Genomic DNA, 26185 nt, shown 5'->3' on the forward strand with positions numbered 1-26185 from the left:
TAATCTTGGAGACATGAGAGTAAAGGTCATGAGCACGGTGCTGGGCGCCGGCTTCAGTGCGTTGAGCCTGGTGGCCCTGAGTGCGTGCTCGATGTCGACACCCGAACCCGTCGAGGAAGAAACACTCGGATGCATGATCTCGGCTCCTGCCGGATTCGACGATCACTCCGCCGGGGCACTGACCCTGGCAGAGACGGAACTGGCGCGGTCGGCGGGACTGTTCTCCGCGACATCGAGCCAGCGGGTGACCAACTCATCGGCCACCTCGGCGGCTCTGACGAGGATGAAGGACCAGGACTGCGCACTGACGACGGTGCTGGGACCCGGCGGGGCCGACGAACTCAGCGACCATGCCAAGTCCAATCCGGACGACGTCTTCCTCGGAGTGGCAAGCGGGCACGAGGACTTCCCGGACAATGTGCTCAGCATCGATTTCGACCTGGTTCCTCCGGCCTTCATCGCCGGCTACATAGCAGCGACCGCGAGCGAAACCGGTGAAGTCGGCGCGCTCGTCTCGCAGGGGTTCCCGCAGGCGAAGAAGATCCTCAACGCCTTCGATGCCGGAGCCGCACTCTACAACGACGAGGCCGACGAAGATGTCGAGAACGTGAAGTCCTACCGCGAGTCTGCGGTCGACGACCGGACCGTGGCCGACACCAGCGATGAGGGACGGAAGTTCTTCGAATCGGCCTATGGCTCGGATGTCGATGTGCTCGTGCCCTTCGGATCGGCGGCGGCAATGGGCGTGGCCACCGCGTCGACCGAGGAGATGGCGGCCCAGCGCACCCAAGAGCCCAAAGAAGAGGGCGCGGAGGAGAAGGCCCTGCCGAAGGTCATCTGGTACGGAGCATCCGGGGCCTTCAGCGACACCATCATCGCAACCATCGAGCCGAACATCCGTCGGGGACTGCGCAGCATGTTCGCCGAATGGCCGCAGAGCAGGAACCCCGACGAGGTCGCCGAGGCGTCGAAGGACGAACCCGCTGACATGGGCGGATTCCTCATCACCGACAAGCACTACAAGGGCACGACCGACAACGGTGGGGTGGGGATCTCCGCCGAAGACGGGTTCCTCAGCCGCGTCTCCGACGCCGGCCGCAGCATCACCGATCTGCGGGAGAGGATCAAGAGCGGGGACATCGATCCTGAGAAGTCCTGAACGGAAGTCCTGAACGGAAGTTCTGAGCTGGTGGATTCTTCCATCCTTCTCGCACCCTGATCCGATAAGCTGTGCGGGTGTTGAATAATCCCGCCGGAGTCGCAGAAGACGACCCGATCCTGCAGTTGCCCAAAGTCTCCCTCCATGATCACCTCGACGGTGGCCTGCGCCCCGCCACACTGATCGAACTGGCCGCCTCGATCGGTCATGAACTGCCCGCCACCGAACCGGAGGCGCTGGCTCAGTGGTACTACGATTCCGCCAGCTCCGGTGACCTGGTCCGCTACCTCGAGACCTTCTCGCACACGGTTGCCGTGATGCAGAGCCGTGAGGGCCTGATGCGGGTGGCCAAGGAATGGGTCCTCGACCAGGTGGCCGACGGTGTGTTCTACGCCGAGGCCCGCTGGGCTCCCGAACAGCACCTGGAAGGCGGACTCGAACTCGACGAGGTCGTCGACGCCGTCCAGCAGGGACTCGAGGCCGGAGTCATCGAAGCCTCCTCCGATGGCAAGTTCATCCGCGTCGGCCAGATCATCACCGCCATGCGCCAGGCCGACAACTCGATGGCGATTGCCGAACTGGCCATCCGGCACCGTGAGAAGGGGTCTGAGTCCGGAGTCGTCGGCTTCGACATCGCCGGTCCCGAGAACGGCTTCCCACCCTCGGCGCACCTATCGGCATTCAACGCACTCCACCAGGCATACGTGCCCGTGACGATCCACGCTGGGGAAGCCGCAGGCAAGGCCTCGATCCACGAAGCACTCACCGTCTGCCATGCCCAGCGCATCGGTCACGGCGCTCGCATCGTCGAAGACATGGACATCGTCGAAGGCGAAGGACAGCTGGGCAGCCTGGCCGCATGGGTCCTCGACCAGCAGATCCCGCTCGAGCTGTGCCCCAGCTCCAACCTGCAGACCGACATCGGCGGCACCATCGCCTCCCACCCCATCACCGGACTCAAAGATCTGGGCTTCGCCGTCACCATCAACCCGGACAACCGGCTGATGTCAGCGACCTCGGTCACGCGTGAGATGCGTCGGCTCGTCGACGAAGCCGGCTGGACGCAGACGGACCTCGAATGGGCCACCGTCAACGCGGTCACGGCAGCCTTCCTGCCACTCGACGTGCGCGAGCGCATGCTCGACGAGATCCTCATCCCAGGATTCGCCCGGGTGAACATTTGAGTTCACGGGACAAACGTTCGAACACACCCGACGGTGCTGCACCGTCGGGTGGTTCGACTCAGCCTGCCGGACACGGCGTTCCCACTCCACGAGCGATGCTGGTCGTCGTCGTGGTGCTCGGGATCCAGGTGCTGGCCCTCCTCGGGTCCGCCCTGTCCTTCATCCTCACCGCCATCAGCGCCGGTCCTCTGGCCGGATCGCTGCTGGGACTGGCAGTCATGTTCCTCATCTTCGCCGCCGGAGTCGCCGCTGCGGCGCGCGGATCGTGGAAGCTGCACCGCTGGGCTCGACCCGCAGCGATCGCCTTCGAGCTGCTCGTCATCGTCTTCGCCTTCAGCGTCATCGGCGGCTCGCTCTGGCTCGGCCTGGCCTGCCTGGTCACGGCACTCGCCGTTCTTCTCGGCTACTTCCTGCCCCCTGTCGTTGACGCGTACAACAGGGCACTCGAAGGCTGAGGTTGCAGGTCCCTGGCGGCTGGCGTCGTCGGCTCTAGCACCGGACACCTGTCTGCTCAGGTGCTCGGCGGTTCCCACTTCTGCACACTGGCTGCCTGAGCAGCCGTCAGTCTCGAAGGCACAGCGGTGAAGATCGCATCGCGAAGTCCCGCCACCAGCGGGGACTGTATCTGGAAGACGGCGCCGAGGGCGCGTGACTTCGCGGCAATCGACTGACTGCGCTTGCGTCGCAGGCGGTCATAACTGCGCAGTCGATCGTCGACGGCTGACCCCGCCTCCGTTGCCTCCGCATTGTCTCCCGACTTCGTGATCACCGGCGTCAGCAGTGCCGTCAGCGTTGCGGCGTCCTCGAGGGCCTGACCCCCGCCCTGTCCCAGGTTCGGGGTCATCGCATGAGCGGCATCGCCGAGGAGGACGATGTGTCCCCGGTGGTAGGTCGACAGGGGAGTGGCGAGGTCCGAAATCACGGTGCGCCTGATCCGCGGTCCCGGTGTCGTTGCAATGAGTTCAGCGATCGGCGCATGCCAGCCGGAGAACAGGTCCCGGACCGTGGCCTTCTCATTCGCGAAGCTCGCGTGCTCAGGCATGTTCGCAACCGCGAACCAGTACACGCGCCCGTCCATGAGCGGCGCAATCCCGAAGCGCAGGCCCCGTCCCACGGTCTCACCAGCGGCTCCACCCAGATCGACCGGACGCTCGGTGATCCCGCGCCAACACGAATACCCCGAATAGCGTGCTCCGATGCCAGATTCGACGGACTCCCTCACCTGACTGTTGAGCCCATCGGCGCCGATGACCAGATCAAAGTGTTCCTGGTCGTTTGCTTCCGTCCCGGACCCGATCGTCACCGTTCCATCAGTGCTCGCCGAGGTGACCTCAGCGTTGGTGCGCACCGTTGCCTCATCGAGGGCTTCGAGGAGCACCCGATGCAGGTCGGCCCGGTCGACGATTCGCAGTTCGCCGACGCTGTCGGTGGGGAGGCGTGCGATCCAGCGTCCGTCGGGTCGTCGTTGGCCAGCGGCGAAGGATTCGGCCTGTTTGTCGGTGATCGTTGCGAGTTGAGGTCCGAGCCCCAGCGATTCAAGTGCCCTGAGCCCATTGGCGAATATCGACAGCCCCGATCCACCGGCGCGCACCTCGGCGGCTTTTTCGAACACGGTGACCTGTGCGCCAGCCCTCTGCAGGCCCACGGCGGCTGAGAGTCCGCCGATGCCGGCTCCGACGATCGCGATTCTCATGGGGTGTGGGCCTCTCATCCGAGATCTGAGGTGTTTGCCTTACTGCTGCAGGTACTCCCCGCAGGCTTCGGTGAGGAAGTCCCCGGCGACGCCGCCCTCTTGGTTGAGACTGTCTGCGGTCTTCTGGATGCCCCACCAGACCTGCGGAGATGCGCCCCACTGCTGACGGAAGTCCTCACGCTTATCGGGATCATCGGCCAGGTCCTGAGCAGCCAGGGAGATGCGGTCCTGAGCATCATCGGCCGTGCACCGAGCCTCATCATCGGGGCCCTTCGGATTGAGCTCGGAAATCTCATCGGAGTTCTCCGCCTTCAGCGTGTATGCGGACCCGCCGATCTCCTCAACGGTGAAGGTGCCCTGGATGAGCAGGAAGGGCGACTTCTCGGTATCGACATTCTCGGCATCGACGGTGACACTGACACTGTCCGGGGTGTCGGCGGTGATGGTGGCCTCGCCGGAATCGGGAACGTCGGGGTTGCCGGTGTGGACGTAGACCTTGAGGTAGGCCTCGGATTTGTTCGCGGCCGCCTCGGCGAGGCCCTGCCACAGTGGATCGGCATCCTTCGCTCCGCCGGGGGAGGAGTCGACGATGGAGACCTTCGGAGCGTCATCAGGAGTCTCGACCGGAGTGACCTCCTCTTCGCTGACGGAGGGACGCGGTGCGGGACGGGTCTCCTCCGAGGTGGGAACGCAGGCTGTCGTCGTGGCCAGCACTGCGGCGGTGGTCAGGAGGGCAAGAGAGCGAATGCGCATGGTTCCTCGAAAGGTGGTCGGCGTGGCGGTGCCGGGCCAGGAGCCCAGCCTTGATTCCAGCCTAATCCGAGAGCTTGCGCTCGCCCCGGTGGACGCGCTGACCCGGCCCCGATTGCTCTGCGCAGCAGCTGCTGCGCGCGGCAGTCACTGCGGGCAGCGGCTACTGGTCGCGGGCCGGCATGAGATCGCTCAGGCTGACCTTCTGTGCGCCGGAATCGTCGAAGTTGTCCTCATCGAGCCACTGCACATAGGCCGCGCGCAGGCTGGGCCATTCGGTGTCGATGATGGAGAACCAGGCGGTGTCGCGATTGCGGCCCTTCACGACCATGTGCTGTCGAAACAGTCCCTCAAAGGTGAACCCGAAACGTGTTGCGGCCTTCTTCGATGGCGCGTTGTCGTCATCGCACTTCCATTCGAAGCGCCTGTAGCCGCTGGCGAATGCGAGATCGGCGAAGAGGAAGAGCGCCTCGGTGGCTCCCCGGGTGCGTGCGAGTGCCGGTCCCCACAGGATGTTTCCGATCTCGATGACGCCGTTGTTCGCATCGATGCGCATCAGCGCCTGGCGTCCCTCGGCCCGCTTGGTGCTGCGGTCGACGACAGCGAAGAACAGCGGATCCGGAGACTGCGAGGCCGTGGCCATCCAATCATCGAAGTCTGCGCGCGCACGCTGCGGCGCCTGCGGCAGGTAGCGGAATCGCTCATCCGAACCGTCTGCGGACGCGGCCGTGAAGAGCGAATCCGAGTGCTGCCCGGCATCGAGGGGCTCGAGGTCGACATAGCGGCCGTGGATCGTCTCCCGCCGAGGTGGTTCAACTCCGGCCCAATCGTTGAGGTTCGTCTCGGTCATGGTCTCTCTTTCTCGTTCATCCTTGAACTCCTCCATCGGTTCGTCCCGATTCGCCCGGGTCTTCCCTGTGGTCTTCGGCTCAGCTGGTCTTCGGTTCAGTCTTCGTCGCCGTCGAAGCCGGTTGAGAGCTGGCGCAGCAGGGAAGCGAGCTTGCGGCGACCAGCCGGGGTGAGGTCGCTGAGGATCTCACGCTCCTTGACCAGCAGGTCGGCCAGAGCAGAGTCGACGGTGGCCCGACCATCGACGGTCAACCGTACGAGCACACCTCGGCGATCTCCGGGATCGGGCAGTCGTTCGACCCAACCGGCCGTGACCAGGCGATCGATGCGGTTGGTCATGGTGCCGCTGGTGACCAGTGTCTCCTGCAGCAGAGTCGAGGGGGACAGTTGGTAGGGCTCACCAGAGCGGCGCAGGGCCGAGAGCACGTCGAAGGCCCAGCCTTCGATGCCGTAGTCGCTGAAGCTCGACTTCCGCGCCAAATCCAGTTGGCGGGCCAAGCGGGAGACTCGGGAGAGTATCTCCATCGGGGACACGTCGAGATCCGGGCGCTCGTGGCGCCATGCCGCGACAATCCGATCAACCTCGTCCATGTTCCGATTTTACGTCCAGATCAAGAATCTTTGCGCCAAAGATACTTTTTCACGAGACATTTCTTACTCATTGACGGATTTGGCCTGCACGTTTGGATGGAAGTGCGTGTATGGGAATAAAGTGGTTGATGGTTGTTGCATCCGTCAACGCACCTGCGGAGCCAAAAGACGCCGCAGCAGAAACGAAGGAATACACGTGGATCTTTTCGAGTATCAAGCACGTGACCTGTTTGAGAAGCACGGAGTGCCCGTGCTCAAGGCTCAGGTCGCGACGACACCAGAAGCTGCGAAGAAGGCAGCCGAAGATCTTGGCGGCGGAGTCGTCGTCGTCAAGTCTCAGGTCAAGATGGGCGGCCGCGGCAAGGCCGGCGGCGTCAAGGTTGCGAAGAATCCTGAGGAAGCCGAAGCTCGCGCCAAGGACATCCTGGGTCTCGACATCAAGGGCCACATCACCGAAAAGGTGATGATCGCCGAAGGTGCAGACATCGCTGAAGAATACTACTTCTCGGTTCTCCTCGACCGGTCCAACCGCACCTACTTGGCCATGTGCTCCAAGGAAGGCGGAGTGGAGATCGAGCAGCTCGCCGAGGAACGCCCGGAAGCACTCGCCAAGATCCCAGTCTCTGCCATCGACGGAATCGATGCCGCCAAGGCCGAAGAGATCGCCAAAGAAGCAGGATTCGACGCAGACACCGCCGCTAAAGTGGCCCCTGTGCTGATGTCCCTGTGGACCGTCTTCGAGAAGGAAGACGCATCGCTGGTCGAGGTCAACCCACTGGTCAAGACCGGTGCCGGTGACATCATCGCACTCGACGGAAAGGTGTCTCTCGATGAGAACGCCGACTTCCGTCAGCCCGAGCATGAGGAACTGCGCGACGACAGCGCAGAGAACCCACTCGAGCTCAAGGCCAAGAAGCTCGACCTCAACTACGTCAAGCTCGACGGCGAAGTCGGAATCATCGGAAACGGTGCCGGACTCGTCATGTCGACCCTCGACGTCGTCGCCTACGCCGGTGAGAAGCACAGCAACGTCAAGCCTGCCAACTTCCTCGACATCGGAGGCGGCGCCTCTGCTGAGGTCATGGCCAACGGGCTCGAGGTCATCCTCGGCGATGAGCAGGTCAAGTCAGTCTTCGTCAACGTCTTCGGCGGAATCACCGCGTGTGACGCTGTAGCCGACGGCATCGTCAAGGCTCTCGAGATCCTCGGCGACCAGGCCACCAAGCCACTCGTCGTCCGCCTCGACGGAAACAACGTCGAAGAAGGACGTGCGATCCTCAAGGAAGCCGCGAACCCACTCGTCACTCTGACCGACACCATGGACGGTGGAGCCGACAAGGCCGCCGAACTGGCTGCTGCCAAGTAAGGAAAGGTCTTTACATAAATGTCTATCTTCCTGAATTCCGATTCGAAGATCATCGTCCAGGGCATCACCGGCGGCGAAGGAACCAAGCACACTGCGCGCATGCTCGCAGCCGGATCCAACGTCGTCGGCGGTGTCAACGCCCGCAAGGCCGGCACCACCGTCAAGCACAACGACAAGGACGGCAACGAAGTTGAGCTGCCCGTCTTCGGCTCCGTCTCCGAGGCGATGGAAGCCACTGGCGCCGACGTCTCCGTGGCCTTCGTGCCGCCGGCATTCTCCAAGGATGCTGCGATCGAGGCCATCGACGCCAAGATCGGTCTGCTCGTCATCATCACCGAGGGCATTCCAGTCCAGGACGCTGCCGAGGTGTGGGCTCGTGCGCAGGCCGCAGACAATGCGACCCGCATCATCGGACCCAACTGCCCGGGCATCATCTCGCCAGAGGCTTCGCTGGCAGGCATCATCCCTGCCAACATCACCAAGAAGGGCAAGCTCGGACTGGTCTCCAAGTCCGGCACGCTGACCTACCAGATGATGTACGAACTGCGTGACCTCGGCTTCTCCACCGCCATCGGAATCGGTGGTGACCCGGTCATCGGCACCACGCACATCGATGCGCTCGAGGCCTTCGAGAATGACCCCGAGACCGAAGCCATCGTCATGATCGGCGAGATCGGTGGTGACGCTGAAGAGCGTGCCGCTGCCTACATCAAGGACAACGTGACGAAGCCGGTCGTCGGCTACGTTGCAGGCTTCACCGCTCCCGAGGGCAAGACCATGGGCCACGCCGGCGCCATCGTCTCCGGCTCCTCAGGAACTGCTGCGGCGAAGAAGGAGGCCCTTGAGGCTGCAGGCGTGAAGGTCGGCAAGACTCCGACCGAGACCGCTGACCTCATGCGCGAACTCCTCGCCTGAGTCGTCTGACTCACTCACAGCGCGGTCCAAGTGCGATCGCTCAGCACACATGCTGGGCACCTGCACTTGGACCGCGGTGTTGTATGTCCGCAGGAAAGTGGGTGGGCGGCGCCACACGTAATGATGCGTCACGCACCGGGAGCAGCAAATCACCCCGATACTCGCTTTTCCTCCAATTGGTTCAGCAACCCGACCCGCCAGCATCAAATCACCCCATTGCAACAGGTGGTTATGGAACGGACTGTGCGGGGTCGGCACGGGAGGCTAACCTGAACATGTGAATGACCAGACACCGCTGTCCCAGAACCCACAGGCCGATCAGACGACGCCCCTCGATCAGTCGACGCCCCTCAACCCACCGACCGTTGACACCTCCCCGGCGGCCCATCCGCGCAACTTCGGCTCCGACAACTGGGCCGGCGCCCACCCGGAAGTCATCACCGCCATCACGCAGGCTAATGTCGGACACACTCCCGGCTACGGAGGTGATCCCTGGACTGCGCGTTTCGGTGAGGTCATGAAGGGCCATTTCGGTCCCTCCGCCCAGACGTTCCCAGTCTTCAACGGCACCGGAGCCAACGTGCTGGCACTGCAGTCGGCTCTGCCCCGCTGGGCGGCCGTCATCACCGCCGCATCGGCCCACATCAACTACGACGAAACCGGAGCCCCGGAGAAGGTCGGCGGACTTAAAGTCATCGGTGCCCCAACTCCAGACGGCAAACTGACGCCCGAGATCATCAACGGTGCCGTTCTCGGTCGCGGCAACGAACACAACGCACAGCCCCTGGCAGTGAGCATCTCCCAATCGACCGAGTGGGGAACGACGTACACGCCCGACGAGATCCGTGCCATCGCGGACACCGCGCACGGTCTAGACATGATCCTCCACGTCGACGGCTCCCGATTGGGCAACGCCGCCGCCTATCTCGGCACCGGCCTCGGAGCCATTACCACCGACGTCGGAGTCGACATCATCAGCCTCGGCGGGACGAAGAACGGGCTCCTCGGCGCCGAAGCGATCGTCGTCCTCAATCCCGACATCGGCCAGGGGATGAAGTTCCTGCGGAAGATGAATCTGCAGCTGTCATCGAAGATGCGCTTCCTCTCCGCCCAACTCAATGCCCTCTACGACGGCGACCTGTGGTCCACCTCGGCAAATCACGCCAACTCCATGGCCCGGAGGCTGGCAGATGGCCTCGCCGAGGCGGTGTCCACCGGCCATGCACCCGATATTTCGATCGTGGCCAAGACCGAATCCAACGTCGTCTTCGTGCACATGCCCGAAGAGGTTGCGGCGCGGGCACAGCAGAAGTTCGCCTTCGCGAACTGGCCCATGGCCGAGAACGTCGTGCGCCTCATGTGTGCCTTCGACACCACAGCCGAGGATGTCGACGCTCTCATCGAGGCCATCGTCGAGTCCTGAACGCCGAGTCCTGGGTAGAGGCGTAGAGGCAGGTCGACCGACCCAAGTCTCAGGTCGGTCGACCGGCGGCGCGTTCCTGCTCAGTCTCCCTTGACGTTGACGAGCTGACGCAGCGTATGCCTGATCTCGACCAGCGCCGAGGCATCGGCCATCACCTGGTCGATCGGCTTGTACGCCTGCGGGATCTCATCGATGAAGGCGTCCGTGTCCCGGTACTCGATGCCGACCATGGCCTCCCGAAGCTGGTCATGGCTGAACGTCTTCCTGGCTGCGGTACGGGAATACTGCCGACCGGCTCCGTGTGGTGAGGAGTTCAGCGATACTGGATCTCCCTTGCCCTCAACGACGTAGGATGCGGTGCCCATCGATCCGGGGATGAGGCCTGGCCGTCCGGCATCGGCCTCGATCGCGCCCTTTCTCGATACCCACACCGTCTTGTTGAAGTGCTTCTCGGACTGGGTGAAGTTGTGGTGGCAGTTGATGCGCTCGGCCTCGACCACGGTCTCACCCATCGTCTCCGACAGCTGCCGGGCCACCCGGTCCATCATCTCTTCACGGTTGAGCAGGGCGAAGTGCTGAGCCCACTTCAGCTGACTGATGTAGGCGGAGAACTCAGGAGTGCCCTCGACGAGGTAGGCGAGGTCCGGGTCCGGAAGATCGATCCACCATTTCTTGTTCAGCTGTGCGGCGACCTTGATGTGGTGAGTGGCGATCTTGTTGCCGATGCCTCTCGATCCTGAATGCAGGAACATCCACACCCGATCGTCCTCGTCGACGGAGACCTCGATGAAGTGGTTGCCCGAGCCCAGCGATCCCAGCTGATGCCGCCAGTGTCCGGCATAGTCGGAAGGGTCGAATTCGGACCTCTCCGCCAACTCCTCGAGCTCGGCGATGCGTGGCGCCGCCGTGGCGACGATCTTGCGGTTGTAGGCCCCTGCCGAGGTCGGCACTGCCCGTTCGATGGCTTCGCGCAGTCCGGTGAGATCGCGCGCCTCGAGATCCTGTCTGGTGAACTGTGTGCGCACGGCGATCATGCCGCAGCCGATGTCGACTCCGACCGCGGCGGGGATGATCGCGCCCAGGGTGGGAATGACCGATCCGACGGTCGCTCCCTTGCCCAGATGGGCATCGGGCATGAGCGCGACATGGGGGTGGATGAACGGCATTCGCGCAGTCGTGTGCGCCTGCTCAAGGGTCTTCTCGTCGAGAAGAGATGCCCAGGAGATCAGCCGTCTGCTGAGTTTTTCCATGGTCCTTTCCTGATTTCCTTGTGGTGAGGTCCGGGACCCACATCGCGAAGATCTGGAAAGCCATGGCTGCGATATGAAAAGAGCCCCGGACCGGTGATCGGTGCGGGGCATGCTGACGTGCGCTGGGTCAGATGTCGCGCCACCGAAGGGTCGACTGATGAGCGGATTCGAATTGCTTCGATCCGCGAAGTTCGCGCGATGAGGCGAAAACGTTCATCAGTTGATTCCTTCGTGTGTGTTCACTGCGCCGAGGTGGCGCAGCCAGCGTGTCTGCCGACACGGAAGTACGACTATACACGAGCTTCCGTGCCGGCCGGCAGCTTTGTCATTTCTTTCGGTCGGCCTTCACAGAGACGACGGGGACATCGGAGTCGAGGATGATGCGCTGAGCGGTTGAGCCCATGATGAGTTTGCCGACGGGGGAGCGGCGACGCGATCCGATCACGATCATGCGGGTATCTTCGGTCGCCTCGGCGAGGGCGAGGAGTTCCTCAACGGGATCATTGCCGCGCAGGAACTGCAGGATCTCATGGGAGACCTTGGACGAGCGCAGCGCCTCTTTGAGTTCCTCCATATCCTGATTCGTCGCGACACCGCGTTCGTCGGGAGTCTCTCCGATGCCGGCATTGAGCACGATCACGGTGTCATCGAAGGCCCTCGCCTGATCGATGCCGAACGTGACGGCAGCCTTGCCTTCTGGTGAGGGGGAATAACCGACGAGAATTGTCATGATCTCTCCTGATGCGACACTGGACGAAGCTCCCTCAATTAGTAGCACATCTGCGTGCTGCGACGCTCCTCAGTCTGCCCCAACCTGCACTTCAGTCTGCCCCAGCCTGCAGCGGAGATCTGTGTGAGTCGGTCGTTCCCGGTGGTGGCGCATCCGCGACTGAAGCAGGGGCTCAGTCCGACTAGACTGTTCGAATGCCTTCTACCCTCCTGTCTCCGGATTCTCCTGCCCGCCACCGCAGCCAGGATCTGCTGGAACAGTTTCCCGAGCTCGCTGAAGTTCCGGGATTCCCACAGGCAAGGATCCTCACCGAGTATGTCCTGGGGCGACGCAGCGGAGAGCTCGACGTCTCCGGGCGTGCGACGGAAGGATCATTCGTGGACGCCGAGGCGGTCGTGAGACTTCCGCACGAGGTCCTCATCGTCGATGACGGCCAGGGACTGCAGTCGCGGCTGTTGAGCGAGATCGTCCCCGTGCGCACGTACAACGACCGAGTGGACGAAGCACGCACCGTCGCCGAGGTGGCAGATCAGGCCAGCCCCGTCGACGATCTCGCTGTCTTCGCCTCAGAAGCACAAGAAGTCTGGGCGATCGTCAACGCACCGAAGGCCACCCACGCGTTGGCCGAGACGATCGCTGCCGTCCAGGCTCACGTGACCACGATCATCGTCATCGGTCGCAGCGATTCGATGAGCCGAGCGGTGAACAAGGAACTGGCGCGTGGTTTCGCCCGCGTCGACGTCTCGCCAGGCGTCGGCAAGCACCGCATGATCATCGGCAGCCGGACGCTGTCATCACCGAGCCTGCCGAGCTTCCCCAAGCACAGCAGAATCGATCATCCGGCCACAGGTTCGCTGCAGGTCAGTGCCCACGGAGCCTGCTTCTCCGGGGTCAAAAGCGATGAGGGCTCGGCCGCGCTGCTCACGGCTCTGGCAGCCGAATCTGAGCCCGCCGCGGCCCAGTCCTCCGAGGCTCAACTCGCCGAGGCGGGTCCTGGTTCCCCGAACTCGGTCCTTGACCTCGGGTGTGGGAACGGATGGCTGCTCACAGCTGCGATGCGGGTCACGGCGGCGAAGAAGGGTACCGGCGTGGACGTATCGAAGGCGGCGGTCGCCTCGGCGAGGGAGACCGCTGAGGCGAACGGACTCGAGGTCGAGGCCATCCTCGCCGATGCCACGGATGTGCAGGCTCTGACAGGCGCAGACTCTTCGGTGCGCGCCGGCGGGCACGACCTCATTCTGCTCAACCCGCCCTTCCACCAGGGCACGACCATCGAAACAGACACCGCTGCCGGACTCATGCGCACAGCAGCCGAGCTGCTGGCACCCGAGGGGCGAGTCCTCACGGTCTACAACTCACACCTGCACTACCGCGAGACCTTGGAGCGTGTCATCGGACCCAGCGAACAGGTCGCTCGCACCAGCAAGTTCACCGTCGTCCGCAGCCTCAGACGCGGCTGAGAGTCTCAGCCGCCGCTAGCTGACAGAGGTGCCGAAGCGCGCCGACAGCACTTCGGCCGTGGCACCGACGCCTGCCGTGGCGACCTCGTCCGGCTGGCCGGAGGCGACGATGTGACCGCCCTGGGGACCAGGTCCAGGGCCCATGTCGATGAGCCAATCCGAGCCGGCGGCCAGCTCCATATTGTGATCGGCGATGAGGATCGTATCGCCCTCGTCCACGATCTGGCGGAAGAGCCTCCCCAGGACCCGAGCATCACTGGGGTGCAGGCCGTTGGCCGGCTCATCAAGGATGAATAGTGAGCGCTCACGTCGCTTCCTGGCCCGCATCACCGCGGCCAGCCTCAGCCGCTGCGCCTCACCGCCGGACAGCGTCGCCGAGGACTGGCCGAGCAGCAGCCCGCCGAGGCCGACCCTCTGCAGGACCTCGAAATGGGCGACGAGTCCCAGCCGTTCGGCGAACACCGTCGCCGCTGCGTCGATCGACAGATCGAGGACATCTGCGATGGTCAGTTCCTCGACGGTGACCTCGAGGGTCTCCTCGGTGAACCGGCGGCCTTCGCATTCGGGACAGGTGCCGCTGGAGGCCGGCAGGTGGACGAGATCGATGGTGATGAAGCCCAGACCCTCACAGCGGGGGCAGCGTCCCCGTGCGGTGTTGAAGGAGAACTGTGAGGCGGTGAAGCCACGACTGTGCGCCAGATCGGTCTTCGCGAACAGGCCGCGGATCTTGTCGAAGATGCCCAGGTAGGTGCCGATGACCGATCGCGGGGACCGGCCGATGGTGGTCTGATCGAAGCTGACCACCCGGTCGAAGACCTCGAGCCCGGCAGCATCTGCCTCGGCAAGATCTCCTCCCTCACCACCGCCACCACCAGTGCTGCTGTTGCGCCGGGGTATCGTCGGCGGCTCCTCCTCACCCTCGAACGGGGAGGCACCAGCGGCTCTGGCCAGTGTCGCCACCGATCGCAGCACCGAGCTCTTACCCGCCCCGGAAACTCCTGTCAGGGTCGTGAGACCGCCGATGGGAAAGGACAATGCCAGAGCGCGGAGGTTGTTCGCCGACAGTCCGGTGCACCGAGCCCAATCTTCGAATTCCTGGGGTGCTCGCCAAGGTTCGCTGGGAGCCTCATTGCGCAGGCGGACAGCGGTTGAGCTCTTCCCGTCGAGTGCCTCGGCGACGGGGCCGGAGAACATCAGCTGCCCTCCCCGGGCACCGCCACCGGGACCGAGTTCGATGACCCAGTCGCACCGGCGCACCAGCTCCATATCGTGTTCGACGAGGATGACCGTATTGCCGGCATCGCGCAGAGCCTCAATATGGGTGAAGAGGTGATCGGTGTCCTTGGGGTGCAGTCCGGTGGAGAGTTCGTCGAAGACGTAGACCATGCCGTGCAGACCGCTGTGCAGATGTGCCGCCAAGCGCAGTCGCTGCAGCTCACCGGGGGAGAGGGTGGCCGCCGAGCGGTGAGGTGGAAGATAGCCGACGCCGAGGCTGTCGATGACCGACGTACGTTTGTCGAGTTCGTCGAGGAGGACCTGGGCCGCCTCATCGGTGGCGTTGGAGAACCGTTTCGCGCCATTGTGGCCACGGTCGAGGTCGGAGGCGATGGCCGCGTGGAGGGAGACGGCCACATCGGTGAGACTGCGCGTGGCCACCTCGGCGATATTGGCACCGCCGATCGTCACCGACAGAGCTGCGGGATTGATGCGGCTGCCGTTGCAGTCGGGGCAGAGTTCGTTGCTGAGGTATTCCTCCGTGCGTGCCCTGACCGTCTCACTGCCGGTCGTGATCATCGTGTCGAGCAGATATCTGCGGGCACTGCGGAACTTGCCCGTGTAACCGCGGGAGATGTATTCGCGCAGATCCTCCGGCCTGACAGTGACAGACGGGGTGTCTTCGGTGGTCAGAAGCCAGTCGCGGGTCGTGGCGGGAAGACTGTTCCAGGGGACGTCGATGTCGATGCCCATAGTTTCGACAAGGTGTTTGAAGTTCCGGCCCAACCATCCTCCCGGCCAGGCGGCGATGGTGCCCTCGCGGATGGTCAGGGTCTCGTCGGGCACTGCGGCGTCGAGGTCGATGTCATGGATGCTGCCCTTCGCCGCGCACGTCGGGCAGGCGCCTTCGACCGTGTTCGGGGAGAATGCCGAGGCAAGCAGACGGCCCTGGTTCGCGGGGTAGTCGCCGAAGCGGGAGAACAGCACCCGCAGCAGATCAGAGACCTGTGACAGGGTGCCCACGCTCGAATTCTCCGGGGGAGTCGACACGAGCTGTTTGACTGCAATTGCGGCAGGAAGGCCCGTGATCCGGTCGACCTGGGGCGCGGAGACCGCGCCGAGGAGGTGACGGGTGAACGGGGAGACCGATTCGAGGTAGCGGCGCTGGGCTTCGGCGTAGATGGTGTCGAAGGCCAACGACGACTTGCCCGAGCCCGATACACCACAGATGCCGATGAGCTGCCTGTGCGGCAGAGAGACGGAGAAACCGGACAGGTTGTGCTCGCGAGCGCCGACGACGCCGATCTCTTCGGTCATGAAATGGCCACTTCCTCTCGTCCGGGTGCAGCGGTGAAGCTGCACCCGGATAAGGCTACGCGGTCAGCGGTTCGCTCGGTGGGCGCGCCACGTGCTGATCTGATCCCAGATGACGATGGCCCAGATTGCGATGACGGTGATGATCTGCTGCACCTCGGCGCCCGAAGCGGATGTGAGGTCCGGGTGCAGCACCTGCTGCGTCAGCAGAGCGATGGTGAGGAAGACGGCCATCGCCACGTCGAGGACCACACCGGTGATGATCAGCGCGGCACTGGTCGAAGAACGGACCAGCTTGATGACTTCGATAACGGCCATGAGGGTCAGGAAGGCCCAATAGCCGAGCAGCCATCCTGACTCCAGGTCGGGATTGATGAATGTCTCGCCGTTGTTGAGATGCCCGACGTAGACCAGCGAGGTCGGGATGAGCGGGATCAGCGCCAGAAGGACGAGGAAGATCAGGTTCAGGACCGCCTCGGCGCGGATCTGGTTCGCCTTCGCATCCGTCGCGCGCAGCTGATCGACTGACCAGTCCTTCTTCGTGCCGGCGATCTTATCTGCCGCACCTCCGCTCATCTCTTTGTCGCCGAGGGCGAAGATGATCGTGATTGCGGCGAAGGCCGTGAGCAGCGCGACGATCGTATTGCCGACGAGCTGACCGATGAGCGCCCCGATCTGGACCTCATCGTTGGTGGCGATGAACGCGATTGAGTTCGTCACGGCCGCGGCCACGGCGACGAGCGGAAGCACCCAGCGTATCGCCCAGATGAAGACCGGGTAGGACTTCGGCCCGATGAGATGCTGTGGCGAGTTCGTGTACTCCCGGGAGAGCTGGGCCGGATCGCCGAGCTCTTCGAGCACCTCGCGTTCGGCAGCCGCGGTCTGCTCGTCTGCAGGATGTTCCAGGTCGCCGAGTCGGTCTTCGACCATATCGTCGATTGTGGCCTTGATCTCTGCCGCGATGTCACCTCGGGAGTCCTCCGGGAGGTGGCTGACCACATTGTCGACGTAGATGGTGGTGAGCGCACTCATGGTGTTCCTTCTTTCCAGAGTTTCGTGATGCTGGTGTTGAGTTCCAGCCATTGGGAGTGGAGTGCTGCGGCGACTTCGGCACCACTGGTGGTGACGCTGTAGTACTTGCGTGGACGCGCCTGTTCGGTGTTCCACTCGGCACTGAGCAGCCCTTGTTTCTCAAGTCTTCGCAGCAGGGGGTAGAGGGTGTTGGCCTCTGTGGCGATGCCGGCTTCGGTGAGAGTCGTCAGCAGGGAGTACCCATACTGAGGCTGACGGCAGGCAACGAGGCTGGCGAAGACGACGGTGCCTCGTCTCAGCTCTTGTTCGTGTGTTGCCAGTGCCTGCTCTTCATCCTCGTTCATGCTTCACACAATAGTGTGTGACACACACTATTGCTAGGGGCGGGGTATAGTGTGAGGCCGGAATTAGGTGAAGAGGTGGGGTGAAGCGCGAGAATCTGCAGGAGTGCCGTGATGAAACCAACTGGAAATGTTCGCTTCGTACCCGAAATGCCGGCGAAATATCCCTCGGCTAGCCTGTGCTCAAGAGCGAGAGAACAGCGATAGGGATGGCGATGAACGACTCGGCAATGACCTCGGCGAATACGACTCATCGAGTCGATGGAATGAACTTCTACACACGCAAGTGGGTTCGCCCAGAGGACCTCAACGCGAACGGCTCGCTCTTCGGTGGAAGCCTGCTGAAGTGGATCGACGAGGAAGCTGCGATCTACGCGATCATTCAGCTCGGCAGCCACAGCGTGGTCACGAAACTCATCTCCGAGATCAACTTCGTAGCGTCGGCTCGCCAGGGGGATCTCATCGAGATGGGGCTCGTCGCAACTCGTTTCGGCAACACGTCACTGACGATGCGAGCTCAGGTGCGAAATATGATCACGCGCAAGTCCATTCTGAGCATCGACAGAATCGTCTTCGTCAGCGTAGGGGAGGCGGGGCAGCCAGACCCTCACGGCTATTCATCGATCACCTATGAGCGCGATCGCATGCCCGTGGTGTGAAGCGGCGGGTACTGGCCAGCTGGTCGGGCCTCACAGGGCCTCACCTAGGTGCTCGGTTGTAGTCGAGCGCAAATGAGAGCCACAGTGCCAGGGAGGCCTCGTCGACGAGGTGGTCGGCGGCGACGGTGATCCAGCCTGGTCCCATGGTTCGTCCCGTTCCCATCTCGGCCTGTTGGGCCCCGGGTTGCTCCAGCAGCAGCCGGTCGTGGTCTTCAGCGGCGATCCTGACCAGCAGGGAGCCGTCCTTGCTGGCGCTGACGATCATCTTCTCGTTGACCATGAACGAGCGACCGCCGAACATCGAGACCTCGCGTTGAACGGGTTCATCGGCGATTGAGGTGCGGATGCGTTCTGCGAGTGACCTTTGCTCGGATGTCACCGTCATTGCGCACCTCGGTCCGGATCCGGCGGGCCATAGGAGAGTCGGTCGAAGATGAGCACACTCTCGCTGATCAGGCCATCACGAACTGTGAAGAACTCAGCTGCCGGTGCAGTCGTCGTCGCTGCCGTTTCGGGGTAACAGAACAGTGCGACCCTGTCGGAGTCGGCGAACTCGGCAATGTCGGTGATGCCGGTGAGCGTCGGCGCGAATCCGGCGATGAACGACTGATAGGCCTCCTTGCCGTCGAGGTCGACTCCTGGGGCTCGGCATGCGATGTCCTCGTCGATGAGATCCATCGCCCCATCGATATCACCGCTGGTCCACGCGTGGTGATATCGGCTGACGACGTTTTGGGCCGATTCGTAGGTCATGAGAAGCTCCTCTGCGATCGATGGTTCCGTGTGAGTGTGCAAACGGATGTGTGTGAACTCTGGCACAACGCAGCTTGTTGTATTGTCCCGTCAGGTCATTGTCGCGTCTGGCTGCCAGTCATCGATTCCTGCATCTCCGCCCGAACCGGCGATGATCAGGCGGGGGAAGAAGTGCGCCCAACCGTCGGCGTGACCGCGGACCTCAGCGTCGGGCAGGTGCGAATGGAGCAGATCGACCTGCGTTCCCGATCCAATGGCGGTGAGGGTGAATTCGACCCGGGACGCACCAGGGGGAAGGTCCACGCTGCCGGCGAATCCCCATGACACGACCACACGATAGGGGCGACTGACCTCGAGGAATTTCCCTCGGACGGGGTGCCCCGCGATGTCGACGGCGAATCGGCCCCCAGCCGTCGCCTCCAGATCGGCGTACTGGCCCATCCAGGCCGTCATGCCTGAGTTCGTCGTCAGGTACTCGAAAACCGTCTCCGGCGAGGCGGCGATCTCGATGGAATCTCGGAATTCAGCCATGGGTCTCGCTGCCTGCATTCTCGGGTTCGTCTCGTGCCTCGATAGCAGCCTTGAGCTTCGAGAGTTTGGTCGGCCAGAAGTCGTCGAGGTAGGAGCGAACTGCCGCAAGGCCATCGGTCTCGACTGCGAACAGGTGGCGTGTGCCTTCGCGGACGCCGACGGTAAGGCCGGCTCTTCGAAGCACGCCCAGATGGTGCGATGTCGTCTGCTGGGACAGTCCGACTACCTCGGCGATGGACCCGACCGGGAGCGGATGGCCGCCGATCGCATGGAGAATCGACCGGCGATTGCTGTCGGCGAGCGCTCGCAGTGACAGGTCGAGGTCGATGTCGGGTTCAGCAGTCATCGTCGGCATCCTTTCGCTCGGATGCAGACAGACTACCACAAATGAATGTTTGTACTCATAGGTGTTGGTGGAACAGGGGACTGTCTAGGCTACGAGAAGCGTTGTCTCACATGACTGCTCGTCAACTCGTTGCACTACGGGCCCGCCCCTTACTCCGCGAGATCCAGCGTCGGAGTCGGTCGGCGAAATCCGCGGGTGACGAACGCAAGGTACCCGATGCCGAGGGCCAGCCAGATCGCACCGATGAGCAGCGTGCGCGGTGACAGGCTCGTCCACAGCCACAGGGTGAGGCAGAAGCCGATTCCGGGCAGGACGATGAAGTTGATGATCGCGCGCGATCCGCGACGATTCCCATCGATGATGAAGTGCTTGATGACCGAGAGGTTGACCGCGGAGAACGCGATGAGTGCACCGAAGCTGACCATCTCGGAGATGAAGCTGAGGTCGACGGCCAAGGCGAAGAGCGATACCACTCCGACGCAGAGTGTCGCGAGGATCGGAGTGTGGAAGCGTGGCGACAGACGCCCGAAGAAGCGCTTCGGCAGGACACCGTCACGACCCATCGCGAAGAGGATGCGTGAGACCGAGGCCTGAGATGTCAGTGCGGAGCCGCAGGCCCCGGCGACATAGGCGGCGGTGAAGAAGATCGTGAGGAACTCTCCACCCGCAGCTCCCATGACGTCGAGGGCTCCCGAATCGACGTCGGCGAAGTCATTCGACGGGTAGACGAGCTGAGAAAGGAACGAGAGCACGATGTAGATGAGCCCGCCCGTGACGGTGGCGATGACGATGGCACGCGGGACGGTGCGCTGCGCATCTTTGGCCTCCTCGGACAGAGTCGAGACCGCATCGAAGCCGAGGAACGACAGACACAGGATCGCGGCACCGGCCATGACATTGCCGAAACCGGGTGCGCTGCCGTCACCGGTGAACGGTGCCATGAGATCGACCGTGCCCGAGCCTGACATCGACGCAATGCCGAGCGCTGCGAAGGTCAGGATGAAGATCGCCTGGGCCGCGATGATGACGATGTTCGCTCGTGCCACGGACACAATGCCGATGACATTGAGCGCCGTGACGAGAACGATCGCCGTGAGCACGAACACCCAGGCAGGGATCATCGGGAACGCTGCGGACAGATAGATGCCGACGACGAGGTAGTTGATCATCGGCAGGAACAGGTAGTCGAGCAGCAGCGCCCACCCGGCCACGAAGCCGATGCCTGCCCCGAAGCTCTTCTGCGTGTATGTGTAGGCGGACCCGGCGAAGGGCAGCTCGTGCGCCATCTTCGCATAGGACCTGGCAGTGAAGACCATCGCGAGGAGAGTGATCACGTACGCCAGCGGCACCCGACCTCCGGTGACCTGAGTGACGATGCCGTAAGTCGTGAAAATAGTCAGCGGCACCATATAGACGAGGCCGAAGAACACGAGAGACGGGACCCCGAGAGCACGCTTGAGCTGCCCTTCGCCGCCATCGTGATGTCCTCTGCCACCTTGGGGCGCGCTGGTGTCGTGTGAGTCGGACATGGTGGTCCTTTCGCTCAGGTCGATGAATGCACGGCAACGCCGCCGAGGTAGGTGGTGCGAACGGCCATCTTCGCGAGTTCCTGCGGTGTCACGTCCCGAGGGTCGTGATCGAATCGGATGAGGTCTGCGCTCGCCCCGGGGCGGATCTCGCCCCAGACTGCGGGGGAGTGATCGGCGAAGGCCTGGTGGGCCACTGCGGTCGAATAGCAGTCGAGGGCACGGTCGATGTCGACGATCTCCTCCGGAGTCCACCCGCCTGCGGGTTCGCCCGCATCGGTCTGTCGGCTCGTGCCGATCGCCAGGCCCTCGACGGGTGTGCCCGAGGTGCACGGCCAGTCCGAACCGAACGACAGGCGTCCACCGCGTTCGAGGATGGTCCGCATCCGGTACTGATGACCGGCCCTCTCCTCGCCGAGGCGGGGGAGGGTGAGCACGGTCATGAGGTCATCGAGCTGCGCCCACAACGGCTGCATGTTCGCGATCACCCCGAGCTCGGCGAATCGTGAGAGGTCGTCGGCATCGACGAGCTGCGCATGGGCGATGACCGGCCGGCGATCCCGTGGACCGTTGCACGTCATCGCCGACTCGATGGCATCAAGGGCCTGGCGGACGGCGGCATCGCCGATGGCGTGGATGTGGACCTGGAATCCGGCCGCGTCAACGGCACGAACCGCTTCGGCCAAGGTCTCGCCTTCCCACACCCGCAGGCCGTGATTGTGCAGCGACGAGCAGTACGGTTCGAGCAGCGACCCGGTTTCGTTCTCGACGACGCCGTCGGCGAAGAACTTCACGGTCCGGGCACTCAGCAGCGGATCGCCGCGCACCTCGACGCGCCTCCTGGCCTCGACCATGGCAGGCAGCTGCTCAGCGAAGTGACGCGGATCCGCATAGAGGGCGAGATTGAACCGGACCTTGAGTCTGCCCTGATCCGAGGCAGCCAGATAGGTCTCGACATCGGCCGGTTCGACCCATGCGTCCTGGACCCAGGTGACCCCGCGCTCGAGGTAGTAGTCGGCTGCCCGTTCGAGCGCGCGCAGCCGCATGGCCTCGTCCAGCGGCGGACGCACGGCGTCGACGAGATCGACCGCGCCCCATTCCCGCAGTGTCCCCAGTGGCGAACCATCGCCTCGGCGAGGGATCTCACCGAGCTCTGGTTCGGGTGTGCCGGCGGTGATGCCGGCGATTTCGAGGGCCCGGGAATTGCACCACACTGTGTGATAGTCCCAGGCGCGCAGCACCACGGGTCGGTCCGCTGCAGCGTCGTCGAGCCAACGGGAGTCAAAGAGCCCGCCCTCGACGAGGCTGCCGTCATAGGAGGCGCCGGTGATCCACTCGACCTCAGGGTTGGCTTCAGCAAAACGTCGCACCTCGGTCACGATCTCAGTGACGCTGGCACAAGCGCGCACCTGCGGTCCCTCCGCTTCGAGCCCGCCGAAGATCGGATGGGCATGACCATCACCGAAGGACGGCATGAGGAAGCCGCCATCGAGGTCGACTGACTCGGACGAGTCTGCGGGTGAGTGCTCAAATGAGGACGAGTTCAGGTGCCGGTCGACCTCGGCGGAACCGATCGCGACGATGGTGCCGTCTCTCACGAGCAGCGAGTCGGCGGTGCCGCTCGAGGCTCCGCGCCAGATGGTGCCGTTGTGGAAATGCGTCAAGGCCAATTCGCTTCGTCCCCCGCTTCGCTGCGTGTGATCTCTGACCCGCCACAGCGCACGAACAGTGTTCGTATTTGTGACTGAGAACACGATACACTCCGAGGGAGGTCAGGGAAAGAGGTCGGCATGAGACTCAATCGGGAACGACTCGTCGACGCCGCGCTCGCCCTCGTCGACGACGACGGATCCGAGGCGCTGTCGATGCGCACTCTGGCTGCTCGTGTCGATCGGCAGGTGTCGTCTCTGTACAACCATGTGTCGGGTCGAACCGAACTCATCGAACTCATGCGCGCCCGCATCGTCGCCGACATCGATGTGGCGGCGTTCGCCTCGGTGGGCACATCTGCGAGGGCGATTCCATGGGAGAGGGCACTCGAGTTTTGGGCACGGTCTTACCTGCGAGCATTCGCCGCCCACCCCAATCTCATCCGCCTGCTGGCGACGACGGAGATTCGGGATCTGTCGACGTACGAGATGTACGATGCGGTCATCGCCGGCCTGCGCCGAGGCGGCTGGCCGGAATCGAGGACCGTGGCGGTCATGCGCACGGTCGAAGCCCATGTCCTCGGATCCGCCCTCGACATCATCGCTCCCAGTGACCTCATCGCACAGGATTCGGCTGATGTCCGGTTCTCCGAAATCCGTACCGCCCTCGACCCACGATTCGTCGAGACCTCTTCGGCGACTGCCGCATTCGAGCTCGGGCTGAACGCACTCATCGATGGGCTGCGGCTGCAGCTGGAGGCAGGAATTTCGTGAATAGTATGTTGCTCGAAGACTTCTGGTCGGCCGCACGGTCCGCAGTACCGGAGCTGCCGGTGCACGCACCCCAGCCGTGGGCCTTCGGTGCGACGCCCGTGCATGCCGATGACCTCCTCGCATTGGTCCTTGACGGGACGAAGACCGGCACAGCCTCTGCGCTCTGTGACATCGAAGCCGAAGGGGAAGAAGTGCCCAGAGTCGGTGAAGTGAGCATCATCCTCGACGGCCGCGACAGTCCCCGAGCGGTCATCGAGACCACTGCCGTCGTGACTGTTGCCTTCGACGAGGTGACTGCTGAGCATGCTCACGCCGAAGGCGAAGGCGAACGGACCTTGGCGGCCTGGCGGGAGATCCACGAGAGGTTCTGGCGAGACTACAGCCAGAGCTCAGAGGGTTTCGCCTCGGATATGCTCGTAGTGTGCGAGCGGTTCCGGCTCGTGTTTCCACGGTGACCTGTAGACGCAGGTAATCGGACGGAAGGATGAAGTGTCTGAAACTGTCGATTGGTGGAGTCTCATCCATGCCGAACGTGCCCGCTTGGTCAAACTGCTGGAGACGCTCGAGTCTGACCAGTGGAGCGCTGACACGCTGTGTTCTGATTGGAGTGTCGAGCAGGTCGTTGCCCATCTCAGCGCGGCGGCGAACACGGGCAGGTGGGCGTGGATTCGCAGCATCGTCGCCGCCGGATTCAACGCTGACCGGCACAATTCCCGACTCCTGGCCAGGTTCCGAGGGAGGTCGCCGGAAGAGGCTCTGGGGATCTTCCGCACCTGCATCACGGCCACGATCGTACCGACGAAGGACTATCCTGCGTTCCTCGGCGAGGTCATCGTCCACTCTCAGGACATCGCCCGGCCACTCGGGCTGACTCTGACTCCCGACCCCAGCGCAGTCCTTGAGGTCGCTGGCTTCTATGCCGCGAAGGACTTCGCCGTCAACAGCAGGACCCTCGTCAAAGGGCTGACTCTCGTCGCAGACGATGCTGACTTCAGGGTCGGAAGCGGACCGGCGGTCAGAGGCAGGCTCCTGGATCTGGTGATGGCGATGGCGGGACGTCCGGACTTCGCTTCGCTGCTTGAGGGCGAAGGCGCCGAAAAACTGCGAACTCGCATGAGTTGAGGTCCGCGCACAGACGCTTGAGAAACTTCGTCCTTATGCTTCCTTCGGCTTCGCGTCGTAGGTGAGCCAGTTGGTCTTCGTCGCCACCTTGTCATAGAGCACCTGAGCTTGAGCATTGTCGTCGGCAGTGATCCAGCGGACGACCGAACGCCCTTCGTCCGCGGCGATCTCCTGAAGACGGGCGATGAGCGCACGTCCGGATCCTGTTCCGCGGGCCTGAGGATCGGTGAAGAGGTCATCGAGCCAGAGACCGACCGTGCCGGTCGACGGACGCGAGAATCTCCGGAAGTCCGCGATTGCGACGATGCGGCCATCCGCCTCGGCGACCAGGCCTTGGCATTCGTGTGCTGTATCCATGAGCCAGCCCCACACCCGGGAGACGATGTCCTCGGATTCCGGCAGGTGATAGAACTCGCGGTAGCCGCGGAAGAGCTCACGCCAGCGAGCCTCGTCTGCCGAGTCAACAGGGCGAACGGAAGTGGTCGACGAATCTGCCATGACTGTCCGGGCCTTTCCTTATAGTTCTGCGGGGTGACATGTGAGCGCCGCAAGGCGACATGTACTGCAAGAGTATGTGAAAAAGCCCCTGGCCGGGAGGATATTTCCCGAACCAGAGGCCGTTCTCCGCTCTGTACGCGAGGGGGGACTTGAACTGATCCGTTCCCCCTCGCACACGAAATCGTGAATCGGCGTTCTGCCGCATGATTCCGCGGTTTCTGCGAGGCCCACCTGTGGATAACTGCACCGCGATTCACAACCTAGCAGCGTCGGTAGCACATGAGTTAGCACATGAAAGCGGGCCGGATCACGAGAAGCGGCCTATCCGATGGCCACGCCAAAGAGTGCCCCAATGGCGTATGTGGCGATCATGGTCGCTGAGCCCATGACCACGTTCCGGAGAATTGCGCGACCGCGCGGCGCGCCACCGAGCGCAGCGCTGATCCAACCGGTGAGGAAGAGGCCGATCACAACTGCGATGGCTGCGATCCAAACTCGGTGTCCGCCGACGGGGAGCAAGATCATGATGAGTGGGATCAGCGCTCCAACGGCGAACGCAATGAACGATGACACGGCGGCTGCCCACGGGCTTGTGAACTCTTCATGGTCGATTCCGAGTTCGACCTCTGCGTGAGCGGCGAGAGCGTCCGTCTCGGTAAGCTGCACCGCGACCTGATGTGCGAGGTCATCTGAGAGGCCCCGCTGTCGATAGAGCTCGGTGAGTTCTTCAAGCTCCTCCTCGGGCATGGTTTCGAGCTCCCACCGTTCTTTTGCGATGAGCGCTTTCTCTGTGTCGCGTTGGGTGCTCACCGAAACATACTCTCCGCCAGCCATTGAGAACGCCCCGGCAACTACGGCGGCGATACCGGCCGTCGCGATTGCCAGTACGTTGTTTGGTGTAGCGGCAGCGACACCGACGACGACACCCGCGGTAGAGACGATGCCGTCGTTTGCGCCGAGCACCCCTGCACGTAGCCAGTTCAAACGTTGGCCCACGTTCTGCAGGTGGGCTTCGCCGGGATGCGGCGTGGTGCTTGAGTCGGATGCCATATTGT

The 26185-nt window shown here is 63.3% G+C and carries 28 protein-coding genes; 11 read left to right on the plus strand and 17 right to left on the minus strand.

What is annotated here, in order from left to right:
- Window positions 1-13 precede the first annotated feature (13 nt).
- The 3 genes from BAUR9175_RS07935 (at window position 14) to BAUR9175_RS07945 (ending at window position 2798) form a co-directional block, all read left to right on the plus strand.
- Window positions 14-1159: a BMP family lipoprotein gene (locus BAUR9175_RS07935; RefSeq protein ID WP_257944293.1), complete on the plus strand. Its 1146-nt coding sequence runs from the start codon at window positions 14-16 to the stop codon at window positions 1157-1159.
- A 77-nt stretch (window positions 1160-1236) separates the two neighbouring features.
- A complete protein-coding gene (locus BAUR9175_RS07940) occupies window positions 1237-2343 on the plus strand; it encodes an adenosine deaminase (protein ID WP_096145917.1) in 1107 nt (368 codons plus the stop codon).
- The gene (locus BAUR9175_RS07945) at window positions 2340-2798 is read left to right on the plus strand and encodes a hypothetical protein (RefSeq protein ID WP_236850454.1); all 459 of its coding nucleotides are present in this window, start codon (window positions 2340-2342) and stop codon (window positions 2796-2798) included. Before BAUR9175_RS07940 ends, BAUR9175_RS07945 begins: the two co-directional genes overlap by 4 nt.
- A gap of 56 nt (window positions 2799-2854) precedes the next feature.
- On the opposite strand, the gene BAUR9175_RS07950 is transcribed toward BAUR9175_RS07945, so the two are convergent.
- From BAUR9175_RS07950 to BAUR9175_RS07965, 4 genes are all read right to left on the minus strand, one after another.
- Window positions 2855-4036, minus strand: a complete 1182-nt coding sequence (locus tag BAUR9175_RS07950) for an FAD-dependent monooxygenase (protein WP_101583434.1) — start codon at window positions 4034-4036, stop codon at window positions 2855-2857.
- 39 nt (window positions 4037-4075) lie between these two features.
- Window positions 4076-4789, minus strand: coding sequence for a hypothetical protein (locus BAUR9175_RS07955; RefSeq protein WP_069600609.1), 714 nt, complete (start codon window positions 4787-4789; stop codon window positions 4076-4078).
- Window positions 4790-4949: 160 nt separating this feature from the next.
- Window positions 4950-5636, minus strand: a complete 687-nt coding sequence (locus tag BAUR9175_RS07960) for a GNAT family N-acetyltransferase (protein ID WP_069601398.1) — start codon at window positions 5634-5636, stop codon at window positions 4950-4952.
- 95 nt (window positions 5637-5731) lie between these two features.
- The gene (locus tag BAUR9175_RS07965) at window positions 5732-6226 is read right to left on the minus strand and encodes a MarR family winged helix-turn-helix transcriptional regulator (protein ID WP_009885126.1); all 495 of its coding nucleotides are present in this window, start codon (window positions 6224-6226) and stop codon (window positions 5732-5734) included.
- A gap of 196 nt (window positions 6227-6422) precedes the next feature.
- On the opposite strand from BAUR9175_RS07965, the gene sucC reads away from it, so the two are divergent.
- From sucC to BAUR9175_RS07980, 3 genes are all read left to right on the plus strand, one after another.
- Window positions 6423-7592 (plus strand): ADP-forming succinate--CoA ligase subunit beta, encoded by a 1170-nt coding sequence (gene sucC, locus BAUR9175_RS07970; protein ID WP_009885127.1) that lies wholly within the window; start codon window positions 6423-6425, stop codon window positions 7590-7592.
- Window positions 7593-7610: 18 nt separating this feature from the next.
- Window positions 7611-8507: a succinate--CoA ligase subunit alpha gene (sucD, locus tag BAUR9175_RS07975; protein ID WP_009885128.1), complete on the plus strand. Its 897-nt coding sequence runs from the start codon at window positions 7611-7613 to the stop codon at window positions 8505-8507.
- Window positions 8508-8784: 277 nt separating this feature from the next.
- Window positions 8785-9930 (plus strand): threonine aldolase family protein, encoded by a 1146-nt coding sequence (locus tag BAUR9175_RS07980; RefSeq protein ID WP_101583436.1) that lies wholly within the window; start codon window positions 8785-8787, stop codon window positions 9928-9930.
- 80 nt (window positions 9931-10010) lie between these two features.
- Here BAUR9175_RS07980 and BAUR9175_RS07985 read toward each other — a convergent pair whose 3' ends face one another.
- Window positions 10011-11180 carry an RtcB family protein gene (locus BAUR9175_RS07985; protein WP_101583438.1) on the minus strand — a complete coding sequence of 390 codons (1170 nt, stop codon included), beginning with the start codon at window positions 11178-11180 and terminating at the stop codon, window positions 10011-10013.
- Window positions 11181-11505: 325 nt separating this feature from the next.
- The gene (locus BAUR9175_RS07990; RefSeq protein ID WP_101583439.1) at window positions 11506-11910 is read right to left on the minus strand and encodes a universal stress protein; all 405 of its coding nucleotides are present in this window, start codon (window positions 11908-11910) and stop codon (window positions 11506-11508) included.
- Between the two features lie 194 nt (window positions 11911-12104).
- On the opposite strand from BAUR9175_RS07990, the gene BAUR9175_RS07995 reads away from it, so the two are divergent.
- On the plus strand, window positions 12105-13370 hold the full coding sequence (locus tag BAUR9175_RS07995; protein ID WP_101583441.1) for a class I SAM-dependent methyltransferase: 1266 nt from the start codon (window positions 12105-12107) through the stop codon (window positions 13368-13370).
- 15 nt (window positions 13371-13385) lie between these two features.
- Here the strand turns inward: BAUR9175_RS07995 and BAUR9175_RS08000 are convergent, their stop codons facing one another.
- The 3 genes from BAUR9175_RS08000 to BAUR9175_RS08010 form a co-directional block, all read right to left on the minus strand.
- A complete protein-coding gene (locus tag BAUR9175_RS08000) occupies window positions 13386-15902 on the minus strand; it encodes an excinuclease ABC subunit UvrA (RefSeq protein ID WP_101583443.1) in 2517 nt (838 codons plus the stop codon).
- A 63-nt stretch (window positions 15903-15965) separates the two neighbouring features.
- Window positions 15966-16931 carry an HAAS signaling domain-containing protein gene (locus BAUR9175_RS08005; RefSeq protein ID WP_101583445.1) on the minus strand — a complete coding sequence of 322 codons (966 nt, stop codon included), beginning with the start codon at window positions 16929-16931 and terminating at the stop codon, window positions 15966-15968.
- Window positions 16928-17275 (minus strand): PadR family transcriptional regulator, encoded by a 348-nt coding sequence (locus BAUR9175_RS08010; RefSeq protein ID WP_096145910.1) that lies wholly within the window; start codon window positions 17273-17275, stop codon window positions 16928-16930. The genes BAUR9175_RS08005 and BAUR9175_RS08010 overlap by 4 nt, the downstream gene beginning before the upstream one ends.
- A gap of 212 nt (window positions 17276-17487) precedes the next feature.
- Here BAUR9175_RS08010 and BAUR9175_RS08015 point away from each other — a divergent pair, with 212 nt between their 5' ends.
- Entirely contained in the window at window positions 17488-17931 is a 444-nt protein-coding gene (locus BAUR9175_RS08015) for an acyl-CoA thioesterase (RefSeq protein ID WP_371860657.1), read from the plus strand.
- A 40-nt stretch (window positions 17932-17971) separates the two neighbouring features.
- Here BAUR9175_RS08015 and BAUR9175_RS08020 read toward each other — a convergent pair whose 3' ends face one another.
- The 6 genes from BAUR9175_RS08020 to BAUR9175_RS08045 all read right to left on the minus strand — a co-directional run bounded on the left by BAUR9175_RS08020 (window position 17972) and on the right by BAUR9175_RS08045 (window position 22751).
- Complete coding sequence (locus BAUR9175_RS08020; RefSeq protein ID WP_009885138.1) at window positions 17972-18316, minus strand: TfoX/Sxy family protein; 345 nt, start codon at window positions 18314-18316, stop codon at window positions 17972-17974.
- Entirely contained in the window at window positions 18313-18684 is a 372-nt protein-coding gene (locus BAUR9175_RS08025) for a nuclear transport factor 2 family protein (protein WP_101583461.1), read from the minus strand. The genes BAUR9175_RS08020 and BAUR9175_RS08025 overlap by 4 nt, the downstream gene beginning before the upstream one ends.
- Before the next feature lie 90 nt (window positions 18685-18774).
- A complete protein-coding gene (locus tag BAUR9175_RS08030) occupies window positions 18775-19215 on the minus strand; it encodes an SRPBCC family protein (protein WP_096145908.1) in 441 nt (146 codons plus the stop codon).
- Window positions 19208-19561, minus strand: coding sequence for an ArsR/SmtB family transcription factor (locus tag BAUR9175_RS08035; RefSeq protein ID WP_101583446.1), 354 nt, complete (start codon window positions 19559-19561; stop codon window positions 19208-19210). Before BAUR9175_RS08035 ends, BAUR9175_RS08030 begins: the two co-directional genes overlap by 8 nt.
- 149 nt (window positions 19562-19710) lie before the next feature.
- Window positions 19711-21090 carry an APC family permease gene (locus tag BAUR9175_RS08040; protein ID WP_101583448.1) on the minus strand — a complete coding sequence of 460 codons (1380 nt, stop codon included), beginning with the start codon at window positions 21088-21090 and terminating at the stop codon, window positions 19711-19713.
- Between the two features lie 14 nt (window positions 21091-21104).
- Complete coding sequence (locus tag BAUR9175_RS08045; protein WP_244223202.1) at window positions 21105-22751, minus strand: amidohydrolase; 1647 nt, start codon at window positions 22749-22751, stop codon at window positions 21105-21107.
- A gap of 126 nt (window positions 22752-22877) precedes the next feature.
- On the opposite strand from BAUR9175_RS08045, the gene BAUR9175_RS08050 reads away from it, so the two are divergent.
- From BAUR9175_RS08050 to BAUR9175_RS08060, 3 genes are read left to right on the plus strand one after another with little or no spacing between them, the layout of a single operon-like run.
- The gene (locus BAUR9175_RS08050) at window positions 22878-23510 is read left to right on the plus strand and encodes a TetR/AcrR family transcriptional regulator C-terminal domain-containing protein (protein ID WP_009885144.1); all 633 of its coding nucleotides are present in this window, start codon (window positions 22878-22880) and stop codon (window positions 23508-23510) included.
- A gap of 5 nt (window positions 23511-23515) precedes the next feature.
- Window positions 23516-23965 carry an ASCH domain-containing protein gene (locus BAUR9175_RS08055; protein ID WP_096161683.1) on the plus strand — a complete coding sequence of 150 codons (450 nt, stop codon included), beginning with the start codon at window positions 23516-23518 and terminating at the stop codon, window positions 23963-23965.
- A gap of 34 nt (window positions 23966-23999) precedes the next feature.
- Window positions 24000-24632, plus strand: a complete 633-nt coding sequence (locus tag BAUR9175_RS08060) for a maleylpyruvate isomerase family mycothiol-dependent enzyme (RefSeq protein WP_069600600.1) — start codon at window positions 24000-24002, stop codon at window positions 24630-24632.
- A gap of 33 nt (window positions 24633-24665) precedes the next feature.
- On the opposite strand, the gene BAUR9175_RS08065 is transcribed toward BAUR9175_RS08060, so the two are convergent.
- Both BAUR9175_RS08065 and BAUR9175_RS08070 read right to left on the minus strand, forming a co-directional pair.
- Complete coding sequence (locus BAUR9175_RS08065) at window positions 24666-25130, minus strand: GNAT family N-acetyltransferase (RefSeq protein WP_009885147.1); 465 nt, start codon at window positions 25128-25130, stop codon at window positions 24666-24668.
- 321 nt (window positions 25131-25451) lie between these two features.
- Window positions 25452-26180, minus strand: coding sequence for a VIT1/CCC1 transporter family protein (locus tag BAUR9175_RS08070; RefSeq protein ID WP_054682433.1), 729 nt, complete (start codon window positions 26178-26180; stop codon window positions 25452-25454).
- Between the last annotated feature and the right edge of the window lie 5 nt (window positions 26181-26185).

The sequence above is a fragment of the Brevibacterium aurantiacum genome (assembly GCF_900169065.1).
In the GTDB taxonomy this organism is placed as follows: Bacteria; Actinomycetota; Actinomycetes; order Actinomycetales; family Brevibacteriaceae; genus Brevibacterium; species Brevibacterium aurantiacum.